This is a genomic window from Novosphingobium sp. AAP1, from assembly GCF_001295765.1.
Taxonomy (GTDB): Bacteria; Pseudomonadota; Alphaproteobacteria; order Sphingomonadales; family Sphingomonadaceae; genus Novosphingobium; species Novosphingobium capsulatum.
Genome location: NZ_LJHO01000002.1, coordinates 587,250 through 604,993, shown reverse-complemented (window position 1 = coordinate 604,993; position 17,744 = coordinate 587,250). Strand labels below are relative to the sequence as shown.

The 17,744-nt window shown below is 67.5% G+C and carries 12 protein-coding genes; 10 read left to right on the top strand and 2 right to left on the bottom strand.

Features of this window, described 5'->3' with window-relative positions:
• Positions 1-56 precede the first annotated feature (56 nt).
• Complete coding sequence (locus IP65_RS06655) at positions 57-725, bottom strand: pyridoxamine 5'-phosphate oxidase family protein (protein ID WP_022677611.1); 669 nt, start codon at positions 723-725, stop codon at positions 57-59.
• A gap of 100 nt (positions 726-825) precedes the next feature.
• Here IP65_RS06655 and IP65_RS06650 point away from each other — a divergent pair, with 100 nt between their 5' ends.
• On the top strand, positions 826-2,256 hold the full coding sequence (locus IP65_RS06650; RefSeq protein WP_054131155.1) for a PLP-dependent aminotransferase family protein: 1,431 nt from the start codon (positions 826-828) through the stop codon (positions 2,254-2,256).
• Positions 2,257-2,565: 309 nt separating this feature from the next.
• Here IP65_RS06650 and IP65_RS06645 read toward each other — a convergent pair whose 3' ends face one another.
• Entirely contained in the window at positions 2,566-2,979 is a 414-nt protein-coding gene (locus tag IP65_RS06645) for a group II truncated hemoglobin (RefSeq protein WP_054131154.1), read from the bottom strand.
• Between the two features lie 65 nt (positions 2,980-3,044).
• On the opposite strand from IP65_RS06645, the gene IP65_RS06640 reads away from it, so the two are divergent.
• The 9 genes from IP65_RS06640 (at position 3,045) to IP65_RS06600 (ending at position 17,699) form a co-directional block, all read left to right on the top strand.
• Positions 3,045-3,725: a response regulator transcription factor gene (locus tag IP65_RS06640; RefSeq protein WP_022677977.1), complete on the top strand. Its 681-nt coding sequence runs from the start codon at positions 3,045-3,047 to the stop codon at positions 3,723-3,725.
• Positions 3,715-5,109: a HAMP domain-containing sensor histidine kinase gene (locus IP65_RS06635; RefSeq protein ID WP_054131153.1), complete on the top strand. Its 1,395-nt coding sequence runs from the start codon at positions 3,715-3,717 to the stop codon at positions 5,107-5,109. Before IP65_RS06640 ends, IP65_RS06635 begins: the two co-directional genes overlap by 11 nt.
• Positions 5,110-5,263: 154 nt before the next feature.
• Entirely contained in the window at positions 5,264-8,518 is a 3,255-nt protein-coding gene (locus tag IP65_RS06630; RefSeq protein ID WP_054131152.1) for an efflux RND transporter permease subunit, read from the top strand.
• On the top strand, positions 8,508-9,710 hold the full coding sequence (locus IP65_RS06625; RefSeq protein ID WP_022677974.1) for an efflux RND transporter periplasmic adaptor subunit: 1,203 nt from the start codon (positions 8,508-8,510) through the stop codon (positions 9,708-9,710). The genes IP65_RS06630 and IP65_RS06625 overlap by 11 nt, the downstream gene beginning before the upstream one ends.
• Complete coding sequence (locus IP65_RS06620) at positions 9,703-11,163, top strand: efflux transporter outer membrane subunit (protein ID WP_054131269.1); 1,461 nt, start codon at positions 9,703-9,705, stop codon at positions 11,161-11,163. The genes IP65_RS06625 and IP65_RS06620 overlap by 8 nt, the downstream gene beginning before the upstream one ends.
• A gap of 69 nt (positions 11,164-11,232) precedes the next feature.
• Positions 11,233-12,525 (top strand): sensor histidine kinase KdpD, encoded by a 1,293-nt coding sequence (locus tag IP65_RS06615; protein ID WP_054131151.1) that lies wholly within the window; start codon positions 11,233-11,235, stop codon positions 12,523-12,525.
• Complete coding sequence (locus IP65_RS06610; protein ID WP_054131150.1) at positions 12,522-13,193, top strand: response regulator transcription factor; 672 nt, start codon at positions 12,522-12,524, stop codon at positions 13,191-13,193. Before IP65_RS06615 ends, IP65_RS06610 begins: the two co-directional genes overlap by 4 nt.
• Before the next feature lie 102 nt (positions 13,194-13,295).
• Positions 13,296-15,752, top strand: a complete 2,457-nt coding sequence (locus IP65_RS06605) for a TonB-dependent receptor (RefSeq protein WP_054131149.1) — start codon at positions 13,296-13,298, stop codon at positions 15,750-15,752.
• A 177-nt stretch (positions 15,753-15,929) separates the two neighbouring features.
• Positions 15,930-17,699 carry a diguanylate cyclase gene (locus IP65_RS06600; RefSeq protein WP_022675435.1) on the top strand — a complete coding sequence of 590 codons (1,770 nt, stop codon included), beginning with the start codon at positions 15,930-15,932 and terminating at the stop codon, positions 17,697-17,699.
• Positions 17,700-17,744: the final 45 nt, after the last annotated feature.

Below are 17,744 nucleotides of genomic sequence, written 5' to 3'. Positions count from 1 at the left end.
AGCCAGCTACCTGGTTTTCCGCTGCTTTCGGTCAGGCCACAGCCCCCCATTTGCGCCTACGCCGGGCGGAGCAGCCCTGACGCCACCAGTTCGGCCAGGTCGGCAGGTAGCGGCACACCCGCTGCTATCTCCGGCGCGGGTTCGGGCGTGCCGAGGGTGGTGCGCATCGGCAGGACGCCGGCCCAGACTGGCACGTCCGCCTCATCCGCGTCGCCGGGTGGGCCGACGCGGTCCTTCACGCTCGCTTCGGCGATATCCATCCACATCACCGTCGTGGCCTTGGCCTCCTGCGCGGTCATCGGGCGCAGTGTGTCCCACCGGCCGGGGAACAGGCTGTCGACCATCTGGCGAAGCGCAGCGGCGCTTTCCTGCGCATCGGTGATCTTGTTGGCGCGGCCAAATACCATGGCGCTGCGATAGTTGACCGAATGGTTGTAGGCCGATCGCGCCAGGACATAGCCATCCATCAGGCTCACTGTCAGACATACCGCTTGCCCTTCGGCCTGTCGCAGGAACCGGCTGGCCGAAGACCCGTGCCAGAACACGCGGTTGCCCTGCCGCCAGTGGAGCGTTGGCGTCACATAAGGCGCGCCGTCGATCACATAGCCAACGTGGCACATGGGCGCGGCATCCAGTACCGCATGAACATCGGCCCAGGCATGGCTGGCGCGATCGTGCATGCGGCGCACGCGGCTGCGGTCTGTAACGGGAAACTGGTTTGTCATCGCTTAGGCCTCTTGCTGTGGCAGGCTGGTTTTGCCGACAAAGTGGTTTGTTGATGAGGTCCACTTGTCAAAATATGAGCAGTCCGCTTAAGGCGCCCCCATGCATGCCGAACCGCTGACCTGGCTGGTGTTGAACCGCGCTGCGGGCGATCTGGAAGGGCAGGTCTATCGCGCGTTTCGCGAACGTATCCTGGCAGGCACGCTGCCGGCCGGCGCGCCTTTGCCGTCGACGCGCGCGCTGGCTGTGGCGCTGGGCATCGCGCGCAGCACGGTGGTGGCCGGCTATGACCGGCTCGCCGCCGAAGGCTTTGTCCATGCCACGCCCGGTTCTGCCACCCGCGTCGCGCCTTTGCCGCCGCCGCCGTTGAGCGGAGGGGGCCGGCCAAAGCGGGCAGAACCTGCGGGCCTGGCTGCCGCGGCCCAGGAAGATCCCAGCCGCTTCCTGCCACTGCGCCCGGGCCTGCCCGATCTGGCGTCGTTTCCCCATGCGGCATGGGCGCGCTGCCTCGGCGCCCGCGCCCGGGCCTTGCGTGTCCATGACCTGGGCTATGCCGATGCCCAGGGACTGCCGATCCTGCGTGCCGCCGTGCTCGATCACGTGCGCCGGCGCCGCGCCGTGGTGGCCGATCCGGCGCAAGTGGTGATCGTGCCGTCGACCGCGGCGGCGCTGGCGTTGCTGGCGGGGCTGGTCGTGACGCCGGGCGATACCGCCTGGGTGGAAGACCCCGGCTATGCCACGGCCCAGGCGCTGTTGCGCCGGGCGGGTGCCACGCTGGTGCCGGTGCCGGTGGATGACGAGGGGCTCGATCCGGCGCGCGCGCCGCAGGCATCGCCGCCGCGACTGATCCACGTCACCCCATCGCACCAGTATCCGGCCGGCGCGGCGATGAGCCTGTCGCGGCGGCTGGCGCTGCTTGATCGCGCGTCCAGCCACGGCGCCCTGATCGTGGAGGACGATTACGACAGCGAGTTCCACTATGCCGGACGCCCGCTGGCCAGCCTTCAGGGATTGGACGATGCCGGCTGCGTTGCCTATCTCGGCACGTTTTCCAAGGTTCTCGCGCCGGGGTTGCGCGTCGCCTATGCGATCGTGCCACCGCGCCTGGTGGCCCCGATGCGGGCGGCGGTGCGCCTGTCGGGTGGCATGGTGCCGGTGCACGTGCAGGCGGCGATGGCCGATTTCCTGGCAGAGGGGCATCTCAACGCCCATGTGCGCCGCATGCGCAAGGTCTATCACCAGCGCATGCTCGACCTGGCCGGGCGATTGACTGGCATGGCGCGGGGCCGCTGGCAGATCGGGCCGGTCGATGGCGGCCTGCAACTCGCACTGTGGCTCGATCCCTTGGCCGGGCAAGACGATGCCGCGCTGGCGCAGGCGTTGCACGAGCATGGGTTGGGCGTGATGCCATTGTCGCAGCTATTTCTCAGCCCGCCGCGTGCCGGCCTGCTGCTCGGTGTGGCCACGGCTACGCCACAGGCGATCGACCGCCTCGCCACGGCGCTTGACCGGCTGGTGCCGCTGCCCGCCTGACGGGGTTACGGGCGCCAGTCGCGATGGCCCATGTGGCGCAGGCGGCGGCCACAATGGCGGCACGGGCAATATTCCACGCCAGCCTCGTAAAAGCGTTTTCCACGGTTGGGCTGGTGGCGGCCAATGCTGCATAGCAGCACTGCCCAGATCTTGGGTGAAAGCTCCATAGTCGCGCTCCCCAATGCAAAAAGATGCGACAGTGCCGTGGTTTAGGCGAATCCAAAATCAACGTGCAATTCGTTGATTATTGCACTGCACACAGATTTTGGCGAGCGATTTTACAATTGCCCGGCATTTTCGCCAGGATGGTTAGGCGCGGTTGGCCATGTGCCAGGCCAGCCCTTCCACCCGTTCCACGATCGTGCTGGAAAGCGGGGAAGGCGGAACCTGTTCGGCCCAGGCCTGGTGGAAGCACAGCAGCCAGCCCTTTATCTCTTCCTCACCGATCGAGGCACCCATGTGGCGCATGCGCAGGCGGGGATGGCCATATTGGCTGGTATAGAGCGGCGGTCCCCCAAGCCAGCCGGTCAGATATTCATACAGCCGCTGTTCGGCGCGTTCGAGGGAGGGCGGATGCACCGCGCGGCAGGCCGCAGCGCCGGGCAGGCTGTCCATCAGGTGATAGAAGCGGGCGCAGAAGGCTCGCACCATGTCTTCCCCACCCAGCAGGTCATACGGGGTGGGCGCAGTGCTGTCGGCAGGGGCATCCGGGGCTTGGGTCATGCCGCGCCATAGCCCTGGCCGTGCGTGCTGGCCAGCGCCCGCGTTCGCGGCTAAAGCACCCTGCCATGGCACGCATTCTGGTTATCGAGGACGATCCCGACACGGCCGGCGAAATCGTGGCCGAATTGCGCGGCCACGGGCACGAGGTGCGCGCGGCGAACGACGGCGACAGCGGGGTGGAACTGGCCCTGCGCGAACCGTTCGACGCAATCACGCTCGATCGCATGCTGCCCGGGCTCGATGGGCTGTCCGTTGTCGCCCGGCTGCGCGCGGCCGGGCTTACATTGCCGGTGCTGATGATCAGCGCGCTGGGCGATGTCGACGAGCGGATTGCCGGGCTGCGCGCGGGCGGCGACGATTATCTGATCAAGCCGTTTGCGCCTGATGAGATGGCGATGCGCGTGGAAGTGCTGCTGCGCCGCCAGGGCCAGATGGCCGCATCCACCGCGCTGCTGACGGCAGGGCCGGTGGAAATGGACCTGATCCGCCGCGAGGTGCGCGTGGCTGGCGAGCCGGTGCGCCTGTTGCACATGGAATTTCGCCTGCTTGAATTCCTCATGCGCAATGCCGGTGAAACCGTGGCGCGACAGATCATCTTTGAACGGGTGTGGGGGTATTATTTCGATCCCGGCGCTAACCTGATCGCCGTGCATATCGCCCGCCTGCGCAAGAAGATTGATCTGCCAGGGCAGCCGTCGCTGATCGAAACGGTCAAGGGCGAAGGGTATCGCTTTGATGCCGGCTGAATGGCCCTGGGCCACCTGGCCGCGCTTTTCCGCCATTCGCAAGACCAGCACGTTTCGCCTGGCGGTGATGTTTGGCGCGGCATCGGTGCTGGCCGTGCTGCTGGTGCTGGCGATGGTCTATAGCCTCACGGCCGGAAACCTCGACACGCGCGTCGATCTGATCCTGCGCGCGGAAATGGCGCGCCTGGTGGCGGTGCCGCCGGCCGATCTGCCCGCCGCCATCGATGCCTCTTCCCGCGCCGGGGCCAATCCGCTGGGGCATTTCGGCCTGATCTCGCCCGGCGGGCGCTGGGTGGCGGGCGATCTGGGGGCAAGCCCGCCGCTGCGGCTGGGGCACACTTATGCGCGTGAAGATGGGCCGGACGTACGCGGGCCGTTGCATATCCTGGCTGAGCGAACCGCCGGCGGCTTCATCATCATGGTCGGCCGCGATTCCACCGTGATCACCGAACTGCGCGATCACGTGCTGGTGATCCTGCTTGCCAGCGGCCTGGTGGTCGTGCCGCTGCTGCTGGGCGCCGGCCTGGCGCTGAGCCTGGGCCCGCTGCGACGGGTGGACCGCCTGCAACGCGTGGCCAGCACGATCGCCGGCGGGCGCCTCGATGCGCGCATGCCGATCGAGGGGCGCGGTGACGAACTCGATCTGCTGGCCGACACGGTCAACCACATGGTCGGCGAGGTCGAGCGATCGATGGCACAAGTCAAATCGGTGACCGATGCCATTGCCCACGATTTGCGCACCCCGCTCACGCGCGTGCGCAACCAGTTGTACCGCGCCGCCCGCGCGCCGAACTTGCCCGAGGCGGAAGGGCAGCGCATCAATGCCGCGATCGAGGATCTCGACACCGTGCTCGCGCGCTTTGCCGCGCTGTTGCGCATTTCCGAGATCGAGGCTGGCCACCGCCGCCAGGGTTTTGCCGCCACCCGCATCGATGAACTCGTGGCGGTGGTGATCGATCTCTATGCCCCCCTTGCCGAGGAGCGCGAGGTGGCGCTGCTGGCAGGCAGCCTCGCGCCGGTCACGCTGGTGTGTGATGCGCAACTGATGGTCGAGGCGCTGAGCAACCTGGTGGACAACGCCATTAAGTTCAGCCCGCCGGGCGGCACCGTCATGGTCACTGTCACGCGCGAGGGCGGTCAGGCCGTGATCGCCGTGGTGGACGAAGGCGAGGGGATTCCGGCCGAACAGGTCGACGCGGTGGTGCGCCGGTTCGATCGCGGCGCGGCATCGCCTGCCGTGCCAGGTTCGGGCCTGGGCCTGAGCGTGGTGGCAGCGGTTGCCCACCTGCACCAGTTTGCGCTCGAACTGGCGCCGGCGCGGGCCGACCGCGCGCGTCCGGGGCTGGCCGCACGCATTCGCGCCGGGCACGTTCCGGCAATGTGAAATTCATTTCATTGGCAACGCGCTGCCGCTCGGTTCAATGGAGCCGGCGGTTGGCGCCGCACCATTGGCGGCGTCCCACGTTTCTGGCGCCTGCCTGCGCCTGCCTTCGCGCGTGCGAAGGCGGTGCGGGCGGGCCAAACCCATTGGGAACGCCATGCTGCAATTGGTCAAGCTTGCGCTCAGCAAGCCATATACCTTCGTCGTCCTGGCCATCCTGATCGTGCTTTCGGGTTCGATCGCCTGGCTACGCACCCCCACCGACATCTTTCCCGATATCCGCATCCCGGTGATTGCCGCAGTGTGGCAATATCGCGGGTTGCCGCCCGAGGACATGGCCGGCCGGGTGGTCTATTATTACGAACGCTCGCTCACTTCGACGGTCAACGATATCGATCATATCGAAAGCCAGTCGATGAACGGCGTGGGTGTGGTCAAGATTTTCTTCCGCCCCGGCGTCGATATCCGCACGGCGACCGCGCAGGTCACCTCGGTGTCGCAAACCGTGCTCAAGCAGATGCCGCCCGGCATGACGCCGCCGCTGATCCTCAACTACAGCGCGGCCACGGTGCCGATCCTGCAGATGGCGCTGTCTTCGGGAAAGCTTTCCGAGCAGGCGATCTACGACCTTGGGCAGAACGGCATTCGTCCGCAACTCGCCACCGTGCAGGGTGCGGCCGTGCCATCGCCCTATGGCGGGCGTGAACGCCAGATCCAGATCGATCTCGATCCCGCCGCGCTGTTGCAGCACAATCTCTCGGCCGCAGACGTCGGCGCCGCGCTCGCCGCGCAGAACCAGATCGTGCCCGCCGGCACCACCAAGATCGGCGAGTTCGAATATTCCATCCGCCTCAACAACAGCCCGCAGGTAATCGACCAACTCAACGCGCTGCCGATCCGCACGGTCGATGGCACGACAGTGACGATCGGTGACGTTGCGCATGTGCACGATGGTTCGCCGCCGCAGGTGAACGAAGTGCGAGTCGACGGCGGGCGCGCGGTCTTGATGACGATCCTCAAGTCGGGCTCTGCCTCGACCGTCGATATCGTCAACGACGTCAAGGCGCTGCTGCCCAAGCTCAAGGAAACGCTGCCCGACAGCCTCAAGATTCAGCTGCTGTCGGACCAGTCGCTGTTCGTGAAGGCGGCGGTTTCGGGCGTGGTGCGCGAAGGCGTGCTGGCGGCGGCCCTGACCAGCCTGATGATCCTGCTGTTCCTGGGCTCGTGGCGGTCAACCGTGATCATCGCCACCTCGATCCCGCTGGCGATCCTGGCCGCCGTGGCGGGCCTGGCGGTGACCGGTGAAACGCTCAACATCATGACGCTGGGTGGCCTGGCGCTGGCCGTGGGCATCCTCGTGGACGATGCCACCGTCACCATCGAAAACATCAATTGGCACCTCGAACAGGGCAAGGGCGTGGCCGAGGCGATCATGGACGGGGCCGAGCAGATCGTGCGCCCGGCCTTCGTCTCGCTGCTGTGCATCTGCATCGCCTTCTTGCCGATGTTCTTCCTGCCCGGCGTGGCCGGCTTCCTGTTTGCCCCGATGGCCAAGTCGGTGGTCTTTGCGATGATCGCCAGCTTCGTGCTCTCGCGCACGCTGGTGCCGACCATGAGCAACTTCCTGCTGCGCGCGCATGGTTCTGAGCATGCCGTGGATATCATGGTCAGCCATGATGCCATGACCGGGCAGAAGCCGGGCATGCACCCGCTGCGCCGGTTCCAGCATGGCTTTGAAACGCGATTCGAGGCGATCCGCGCCTGGTACGTTGACGTGCTGCGCGCCGCGCTCGAAAGCCGCCGGCGGTTTGTGCCCGGGTTCATGATCGTGGTGCTGGCCTCGTTGGTTCTGGTGCCGTTCCTGGGGCGCAACTTCTTCCCCAGCGTCGATTCCGGTCAGATCAGCCTGCACGTGCGCGCGCCGGTCGGCACGCGCCTGGAAGAGACCGCCGCCCTGTTCGACAAGGTGGAGGACCAGATCCGCGCCACGGTGCCTCGCGATGAGCTGGTGTCGATCGTCGACAACATCGGCATGTCGTCTTCGGGCATCAACACCGCCTATGCCAACAGCGGCGGCATCGGTGCGCAGGATGGTGACATCCTGGTGACCCTGGCCGAAGATCATCACCCGACCGACGGCTATGTCCGCGCCTTGCGTGAGCATCTGCCGCATTTGTTCCCCGGCACCACGTTCTCGTTCCTGCCGGCCGACATCATTAGCCAGATCCTCAACTTCGGTGCGCCCGCTCCGATCGACGTCATGGTGACCGGGCCCGATACCAAGGCCAACGCCGATTATGCGCGGATGCTGGCCGGCCGCATCAACCATGTTGCCGGGATCGCCGACGTGCGCATGCAGCAGGCGACCAACGCCCCGGAACTGCGCTTTGACATCGATCGTGCCCAAGCCGATCGGCTTGGCGTGACCGAAAACGACGTGACCAAGAGCCTTTCGGTCAATCTTGCCGGCAGTGCGCAGGTGGCGCCCACGTTCTGGCTCAATCCCAAAAACGGCGTGTCCTATCCGATCGTGGTGCAGACCCCGCAATACCGCACCGACAGCATCGGCGCGCTCGACAACATCCCGGTCAGTTCGGCCCGGCCCGGTTCGGTCCAGCTGCTGGGTGCCCTGGGCACCATGACGCGGGAGCCAACGGCGGCGCTGATTTCGCACTATGCGGTGCAGCCGGCGTTCGACGTCTATGCCACCACCCAAGGGCGCGATCTGGGCGCCGTGGCGGGCGACGTGCAGAAGATCCTGAACGATACGGCCGCCAGCCTGCCCAAGGGTTCGACCGTAAAGATCCGGGGCCAGGTGGAAACCATGAACGCGGCCTTCACCGGGCTGGTCCTGGGTCTGGTTGGCGCGATCGTGCTGATCTACCTGCTGATCGTGGTCAACTTCCAGAGCTGGATCGATCCGGCGGTGATCGTTTCGGCCCTGCCGGCTGCGCTTGCCGGGATTGCCTGGACGCTGTTTGCCACGCACACGCCGCTATCGGTGCCGGCCTTGACCGGGGCGATCATGTGCATGGGCGTGGCCACGGCCAACTCGGTGCTGGTGGTCAGCTTTGCCCGCGAACGCCTGGCCGTGCTGGGCAATGCCACCCTGGCCGCGATCGAAGCCGGTTCCACCCGCTTCCGCCCGGTGCTGATGACGGCGCTGGCCATGATCATCGGCATGGCGCCGATGGCATTGGGCCTGGGCGAGGGGGGCGAACAGAACGCCCCGCTCGGCCGCGCCGTGATCGGCGGCCTGATCTGCGCCACCATTGCCACGCTGGTGTTCGTGCCCGTGGTCTTCTCCATCGTCCATCGCAAGGAGCGCCGGGGCGGCGCCACGTCGCAGCCCACCCCGCCGCCGTCCGATGATCCCACTTTCATCAAGGGAGACCTTGTCCATGCAGAATGAAACCAGCCTGGTCGTGGGCCAGGAAGACGCCCCGGCGCGCGCGCCGCGCGGGCTCAAGACCGCCGGCATCGTTGCTGGCGTGGTGGCCGCCGTCATCGTGGGCGTGGGCATCTACAGCCGCCATGGCGAGGCACTCGACACCCGCAACTGGAGCGAGGCGCAGGCCATTCCCACCGTTCACCTGGTGGACGTGACGCCGGCCGCAGCCAGCGGCGCGCTCAGCCTGCCTGGCACCATGGCGGCGTGGAACACCGCGCATATCTTTGCCCGCGTGCCTGGCTACATGCAGGCTTGGACGCGCGACATCGGCGCCACCGTGGGCCAGGGCACACCCCTGGCGCAGATCGAGACGCCCGAGCTTGACCAGCAGATCGCGGCCGCCCGCGCCGCGCTGGCCAAGGCCAAGGCCAGCGCGGGCCTAGCCCGCAGCACGGCAGCGCGCTGGAACGACCTGTTGACCGACCATTCGGTGTCGCAGCAGGAAGCCGACGAGCGCAACGGCAACCTGGCGGTTCAGGTTGCCACCGTGCGCGGGGCAGAGGCAGACCTTGCCCGGCTTCTGGCGATGAAGGGCTATGCCACGGTGCGCGCGCCCTTTGCCGGCGTGGTGACCCAGCGCACTGCCGACATCGGCGATCTGGTGGGGCCTGGTGCCACCAACCAGCAGCCGATGTTTACCGTGGCCGACGTCAGCCGCATCCGCATCTACGTGGGCGTGCCGCAGACCTATGCCGCCGCGATGAAACCGGGCGTGGAAGCGACCCTGACCGTGCCCGATCTGCCGGGCCAGACGTTTGCCGCCAAGGTTGTTGGCACGTCCGATGCGATCAACCCGCAGAACGGCGCCTTGCAGGTGCAGTTGCTGGCCGACAATACCGCCCACGCGCTGCGCGCAGGCGGCTTTGCCCAAGTGGCGTTCAAGGTGCCGGGCAGCGCAGGGGCGGTCATGATCCCGTCTAGCGCGCTGCTGTTCCGCTCTGCCGGCACCCAGGTGGCCACGGTGGGCAGCGATGGCCGGGTACGGCTGCTGTCGATCACGCTCGGCCGCGATCTGGGCAAGACGGTGGAAGTGGTCAGTGGCCTGTCCGCCGGGACCAAGATCATCGACAACCCGCCGGATTCGATCGCCAATGGCGAAGCGGTGCATGTCGCCCATGCCGGTGCAAACGGTGGGGGCGGCCAACATGCCTGATCGCCTTGCCAAGCTGCGGCTGGGGCTGGGCGCTGCCCTGGCCATGGCCCTGGCCGGGTGCGCCAGCGCCCCGGCCTATAAACCGCCGCAGGTCAGCCTGCCCGCCGCCTTTTCCGGCACCGGGCCGTGGGTGCCGGCCAGCGGCGATGCCGCCATGCCGCCCGCCGCATGGTGGACCGTGTTCGGCGATCCCGTGCTCAACGGGTTGGAAGACCAGCTCAACGCCGGCAATCCCTCGCTTGCCGCTGCCGTTGCCCGGCACGACAAGGCTGCGGCCCTGCTGCGCCAGGCGCGGGCCGATCTCTATCCCCAGCTGGGCGCCGGGGCGACGGTCACGCAGAACCGGCAATCGGCTGATCGCCCGCTGCGCGGCAGCACCCAGCCCGATTATTATGGCGCGCAAACCCTGGGCCTGACCGGCAGCTATGAAGCCGATCTGTGGGGTCGTGTGCGGGCCAATGTCGCCGCTGGGCGGGCCGATGCCGAGGCTGCTGCCGATGACGTGGCCGACACCCGCCTGCAACTTCAGGCGGAACTGGCTGAAGGCTATGCCGTGCTGCGCGGGCAGGATCGCATCATCGCGCTGCTCGACGATACCGTGGCCGCCTATGCCCGGGCCGACCACATGACGCAGCGGCGCTTTTCCGGTGGCATCGCCAATGCCATGGAAACTGGCCAATCCGCGACGCAGCTGGCAGAGGCGCAGGCCGCGCTGGCCGATGCCCGCAATGCCCGTGCCCTGGCCGAACATGCGCTGGCGACGCTGGCGGGCGTGCCGGCCACCGGCTTTGCCATCGCGCCATCCGATCGCAGCCTGGCGCTGCCCGCGGTGCCGGTGGGCGTGCCTTCCACGCTCTTGCAGCGCCGGCCCGATATCGCTGCCGCCGAACGGCGGATGTATGCCGCCAATCGGCGCATTGGCGTTGCCCGCGCGGCCTTCTTCCCCTCGCTGTTGCTGGGCGGGCAGGTTGGCCTGCAGGATACCACGCTGGCCAATATCATCGCCGCGCCCAACACGTTCTGGTCGATTGGCCCGGCGGCGGTGATGACCCTGTTCGATGGTGGGCGTCGCCACGCCCGCGTGATGCAGGCCCGCGCCGATTGGGATGCTGCCACCGCAGACTATCGGGGCCACGTGCTGGGCGCGGTGCAGGATGTGGAAGACGGCCTGTCCCGGCTCCATCACCTGGGCGACGAAGCCAGCGCCGAGGCGCGCGCGGCCGAGCAGGCTGGCACGGTCGAGGCATTGGCCACCCGCCGCTATGAACGCGGCGCGGTCAGCTATCTCGACGTCGTCACCGCCCAGACCACGGCGCTGCGCACACGGCAAAAGGCGATCGAGGTGGATACCCAGCGCCTGCAGGCAGCAGTGCGCCTGTTGCGCGCCGTGGGCGGCGGCTGGCAGGGCGATACCAGCATGGCTGCGGCGCCGTCATCGGCAAAGGCTGGCTGATCAGGCCCGACGTCGTGCCGATCGTTGCGGGGGCTTGGCTTTTCCGCCAGCCCCCGCGATGATGGCGGCATGGTTCACTCTGTTGCCGCGCCCGCTGCTGGCCATGACGCGGCCGATACCCGCCTGGCCTGGCGCGCACGCGTGGCGGCATTGCTGTTTGCCCTGCTGGTGGCGGCGCTCGCCGGGCTGGTCGTGGCCTTTGCCATCAGCGCGCGCGGCGCCAACCGCCAGTTCACGCAGGCCAGCCTGTCGGAGCGGCAGGCGGCCGTTGTCGCGCGGATCGTCGCGCTCGCCCCAGCGGGGCAGGGCCCCGCGCTCGAACGGGCCTTGGCCGATTATCGTGCGCTGGTAGCCGAAGAAGTAGGTCTGGCGCGCGGCCCGACGCTAACGCGAGAGCAGATCCGTGCCGATGCCTTGGTGCAGCTTGCCCGCACGCCCGGCGCGCAGATGCGGTTGGAAGCGCTGGCCCGCACGATCGATGGCCAGGAAAATGGCGAGCTTCAGGCCGGGCGCAGGGCGCTGGCCCGCGCCGGGCAGCGCAGCATGGTCCTGGCCGGCTTGCTCGCTGCCGTCGCCCTGGCCTGCGCGGCCTGCGGGGCCTGGCTGCTGTGGCGCAGCAACCGCGCGCTGGCGGCCATGGTCCAGGCGCGCACCGCCCGCATCGCCGCCGTCGATGCCTCGCGCCGCCTGTTCTTTGCCAAGGTCAGCCACGAATTGCGCACCCCGGTGGCCGCAGTGCGCAGCGCCGCCGAAGTGGCGCTGGACCAGCCCGATGCCGATCCACACCTCTTGCGCGAAACGCTGGGGCACATCGTGGCGCAGGCCGGTTTCCTTACCCACCGCATCGACGAACTGCTTGGCCTTGCTGCCGCAGACGATGGGCGCTTGGCCCTGGCGAGCGCGCCGTTCGATCTTGGGAAGGTGGTGACCGAGGCCGTGGCGGCGGCCCGGCCCTATGCGGCAAGCGTTGATGTGGCAATGGCGCTGGCCGCCCCGGCTCACCCCCTGCCGATGATGGGCGATGCCCGCTGGCTGCGTCAGGCGCTGTTGGCGGTGATCGAAAACGGTATCAAGTTTTCACCAATGGATTCGGCCCTCGGCGTCACGCTGATGCCCGCTGATGGCGTGGCTGAGGTGGTGATCCACGATCGCGGGCCGGGGGTGATGGAGGCCGAGTTGCCGCGCATTTTCGATGCCTATTACCAGACCCACGAAGGCCAGCAGCGCGGTGGCAGCGGGTTGGGCCTGGCCCTGGCCCGTTGGGTGGCAGAGCGTCATGGTGGCAGCGTGCAGGCAGCAAACCAGCCCGATGGCGGCTGCGCGATCCGTTTTCGCCTGCCCTTGCAGGATGGCGCGGCATGAGCCTGGTCCTGCTGGTTGAAGACGATGCTGGCATTGGCCGGGCGATCGTCCAGGGCCTGGGCGGCCGCGGCCTTACTGTGCGGTGGCTGCGCCAGGGGGCGGGCGTGCTCGACGCCCTGGCGCGCGAGCAGATGGCCACGGTCATTCTCGATATCGGCCTGCCCGATGCCGATGGCCTGGCGCTGTGCCGCCAGATCCGCGACGCCGGGCATGCCATGCCGATCCTTATGCTCACAGCGCGCACAGCGCTCGATGATCGGCTGGAAGGCTTTGATGCAGGCGCCGATGATTACCTGGCCAAGCCCTTTGCCTTTGCCGAATTGGCGGCCCGGGTGGGCGTGCTGGTGCGCCGCGCCGGGCAATTGCTGCCGCCGCCGATCACCTGGCAGGGCCTTTCCATCGATCGCGCCGCCGGCACAGCCGCATGGCACGGCACCCCGCTGGCCCTGGAGCCGCGCAGCCTGGCGCTGCTGGCCGAACTGGCGCTGGCACGGGGTGAGGTGGTGGAGCGGATCGCGCTGATCGATCGGGTGTGGGGCGCCGATGCCGTGATCACCGACAACGCCGTCGATGTGGCGGTAAGTGCGCTGCGCAAGCGGCTTGGCCCCTGCGGCCTGGCGATCGCCGCGGTTCGCGGCCGGGGTTTTCGCCTGACTTTGCCGGAATAGGCGCCAGCACCGTCTCATACCTTGGGTCAGTCTGAGCGTTCGCTCAGGTTATTGGCGTTTCATCCTGTTACGGCCTCCATGTTGAAAAACAGGGAGAGCGTGATGCGGGACATGAGGGGCTGGTTCTGCGCGGGTGCATCGTGCCTGTGCCTGGCGATGCCGGCACAAGCGCAGGATACGACCGCGACGGGGCCTGACATTATCGTGCGCGCCACGCCGCTGGCGGGTGAAGCGCCGGAAGTGGGCAATGCCAGGGCACTACAGGCTACTCAGGCAGTAAGCGTCGCCGAGCATCTGGCCCGCACGGCACCCGGCGTTACGATCAACGACGTGCAGGGCAATCCGCTGCAACCCGATGTGAACTATCGCGGCCTCACCGCCTCGCCGCTGCTCGGCACGGCGCAGGGGCTTTCGGTCTATCTCGATGGGGTGCGCGTCAACCAGCCGTTCGGTGACGTGGTCAGCTGGGATCTGATCCCCACCATGGCGGTGGCCGATATCGACCTGGTATCGGGCGCGGCCCCGCAATTCGGCCGCAATGCCCTGGGCGGCGCGCTGGTCCTGCGCACCAAGAGCGGCAAGAGCGATCCTGGCGTCACGCTGGAGGCCAGCGGCGGTGCATTCGGCCGCGTGACCGGCAGCGCCCAGGCCGGCGGCGTTCTGCCCGGTGGGCTGGATTGGTACGTCGCCGCCGACCATTTCCGCGAGAACGGCTGGCGCGATCTTTCGCGCTCGCGCGCCAGCCGGGCGCTGGCCAAATTGGGGTGGAGCGATGCGGCATCGTCGGTATCGCTGACAGGCCACTTTGCCGATACCAACCTCAACGGCAATGGCCTTCAGGAAATGCGCCTGCTCGCTGCTGATCGGCGCAGCGTCTACACCGCGCCCGACAACACCCGCAATCGCATGGGCATGGTCGTGCTCAATGGCGAAACCCGCCTGGACAGCGGGCTGCATCTGCGCGGCAACGCTTTCTGGCGCCATCTGCGCACCCAGACGTACAATGGCGACGTCAACGATGATGCCCTGGGCGAAAACCTCTATCAGCCCAACGCGGCTGAACAGGCGGCCCTCACCAGTGCGGGCTATACCGGCTTTCCCGTTGCCGGCGAAACCCAGGCCAACACGCCGTTTCCCAAATGGCGCTGCATTGCCAACGTGCTGCTCAACACCGAGCCGAACGAGAAATGCGATGGCCTGATAAACCGCTCGCAAACCCGGCAAAGCGAATGGGGCGCAACGCTGGAGGCATCGGGCCGCTTCACCACGGGGCCGTTTGCCCACGACCTGACGCTGGGCGCATCCTATATCGGCAGTACCGCGCATTTCACGCAAAGCAGCCAGTTCGGCTATATCCTGCCCGATCGCACGGTCATGCCGGTGTCTGGGCCGGGCGCCTTTGCCGATGGCACGCAGGATTCCGAAAACGCCTTTGATGCCAGGGTCGATCTGCGCAGCCGCACCACCGCGCTGTCGGCCTATGCACTTGACCGTGTCGGGCTTGGCCAGCGGCTTACCCTGGACCTGGCAGCACGCTATGACCGGGTGGCGGTGCGCAACCGCGACGCAATCACTCCGGGCGGCGGCACCGGCTCGCTCGACAGCAGCCCGGTCTATCATCGCCTCAACCCGGCGATTACGCTCACCGGCAAGGCGGCTGACGGCACGACGCTGGCGCTATCGTGGAGCCAGGCCAGCCGTGCCCCTTCGGCCATCGAACTGGGCTGTTCCGACCCGGCCAGCCCATGCCGACTGCCCAACGCTCTTGCCGGCGATCCTCCGCTGCGCCAGGTGATTGCCCGCACGATGGAAATCCGCCTCGATCGCGGCAATGGCTGGGGCCATGTCCACGCGGCGCTGTTTCGAACCGACAGCAGCGACGATATCCTGTTCGTGGCCAACGATGCCTTGGGCTATGGCTACTTCCGCAATTTCGGCAAGACGCGGCGGCAGGGCCTGGAACTGTCGGCAGATGCCCGGCTGCGCGGCTTCACCTTTTCGGCAAGCTATACGCTGCTCGACGCCACCTATCGGTCGAGCGAGGTGGTCAACGGTTCGGGCAACAGCAGCAACGATGGTGCCGGGCCGGGCTTTGACGGTACGATCGCGATCCAGCCGGGCAATCGCATTCCCCTGTTGCCACGCCACACCGTGAAAGCGGCGGTGGGTTGGGAGGCCACGCCGTGGCTCTCACTCAACCTCGACATGGTGGCCGTTTCCAGTGCCTTTGCTCGCGGCAATGAAAACAATGCCCACCAGGCGGACGGCACCTATTATCTCGGCCCCGGGGGAACGGCCCCGTATGCGCTGTTCAATCTTGGGGGAGAAGTTCGTCCCCGCACCGGGCTGACGATCTTTGCCATGGTCCGCAACCTGTTCGACAAGGATTATGCCAGCGCCGCACAACTCGGCGCCACCGCCTTCGATGCGCAGGGCAGGGTGGTGTCACGGCCCTTTGCCGGCCCAGTGATCGATGGCGAACGGCCTTTGCTGCAATCGACGTTCTTCGCGCCTGGCGCGCCCCGCTCTCTCCAGGTGGGTGCCCGCCTGCATTTCTAGGCTTTCCCGGCCCCCCGGCAACCGGCCACCCCCCAAACCGGGCCGGTTGCCACCCCGCCGGCCCGGCGCGCCCCCCGCGTCGGGCTGGTTTTCAATCCGGTAATCATTTACATAGGTATTTGTGGTAAATGCCGCTGCATGAGTGGTTTGGACGCAGCGATGGATGGGGGGCGGCGCATGCTGGGGCGTGCGGTGCGGCTGATCTTGTCTTGCCTGGCCCTGGCGGTGGCACAGCCGGCCCTGGCTGGCGCGCCTGACCAATGGATTACCTTGGAAAATGCCTGCCATGCCACGGGCGCCACGCCGGCACTTGGCCACGACGCCACCCTGCCTACGCGCTTTTCCTGCCATGGCGAGCCGCGCGATTACCAACGCGCCAGCCTCTGGCTCAAGGTTAACGCGCAAACTCTGGCGCAGGCGGGGCCAACGCCGGTGCTGATGGTCCATTCCTCGCGGTTCGATGCGCTGCACGTGGGCTTTTTCTATGGCGATGGCACCGCCGATTGGCAGGAGGTGGCGCGCGGTGCCTATGGCGCGAACTGGCGCCTGGGTGGCCAGATCGCGTTCGTGCCGCCGCAGCGCGATGCCGCGCTGGTTGGCGTGATGTTGCGGTTCGATCGAGTGGCATCGGCACCTATGCTTCGCATGCGCCTGATCGATGGCGGCCAGGCGCAGATCCAGGCCACGGCAATGGCCAGCATGATCGGCGCGATGCTGATGCTGCTGGCGTTGGGCGCGGTCTACAATTTCGGGCTCGCGTTCGCGGTGCGACGGCAATTCCCGGCCTGGCAGGGCGCCTGGGCCACCTGCATGGTCGCCTGGGGAGCGATGTGGTCGCAGTTTCACCTGTTCTTCTTTCCGGGGCTGGCCGGGGTCGTTTCGGCGCAGATCTGCACGGCGCTGTCGTGCCTGGCTACCCTCTTGGCCACCTACAGCCTGCTTACCGCGATCGATCCTGGGCACGTGCCGCGCTGGCTGGGCCGCACCACCCGTGTGGTCGCGCTCGCCACGGCACTGCTTGGCGTGCCGCTCAGCCTGATGCGCAGCGGGCCGCTGGAGTTCTGGGCCAATGCATTGGGCTTCCTGGTCTTGCTGCTGCTGGTTCTGGCCGGATCGTGCCTGATTACCGCATGGCGGCGGGGCAGCAGCGCCGCGCGTGCGTTTGTGGGCGCATGGGCTGTGCCGATGCTGGCGCTCGGCCTGTCGTCGGTCGTGGATTTCAGCCACGCCGTATGGGGCGGGGGGTCGCAGATGCTGGTCCTGGCCGCATCGGCCTGGCAGACGGTGTGGCTGTCGGTTGCGGCCACCCGGCGCTTCATGGGCATGCGGATCGAGCGTGACCGCGCCCTCGTTGCTGAAGCAGCAGCGCAGGAGCAGGCCCGGCGCGATCCGCTGACCGGGTTGCGCAATCGCCGTGGTTTCACCGACGCGATCACCCCGCTGCTCGACCGTGTAACCCAGGCGCCAGACGCGGTGTTGGACGATAGCCAGGGTGTGGCGCTCCTGCTGCTCGATGTCGACCGCTTCAAGGCGATCAACGACGCCCATGGCCACGACGCCGGCGATGTCGTGCTGGTAACGCTGGCGCGGCGGCTCGCGCGTTGGGACGGGGCAATGTGTGTGACAGCGCGCCTGGGCGGAGAGGAGTTTGCCTTGCTCGCCACCGGCATGGGCCGCTTTGCCGCCCTGCAACTCGCCGAAAGCGTACGCACGGGGCTGGGTGATTGCGACCATTCCCCGTTTTTCGGGCGTGGGCAGGTAACGGTGAGCGTGGGCGTCGCCATGGCGCGGACCGGAGACGATTTCGCCGCGCTCTATCGCACCGCCGATGCCGCGCTCTATGCGGCCAAGCACCAGGGCCGCAACCGCGTGGTGATCGCGCCCGACGTGATCTATCCCGAAGGCGATGACGCCGCGATGCCGATCCGCATCGGCATCAGCGACTGACGCTGTTTTTGGGCGAGGGCCTTGCCTAGCCGGCTTGGCTCCGCT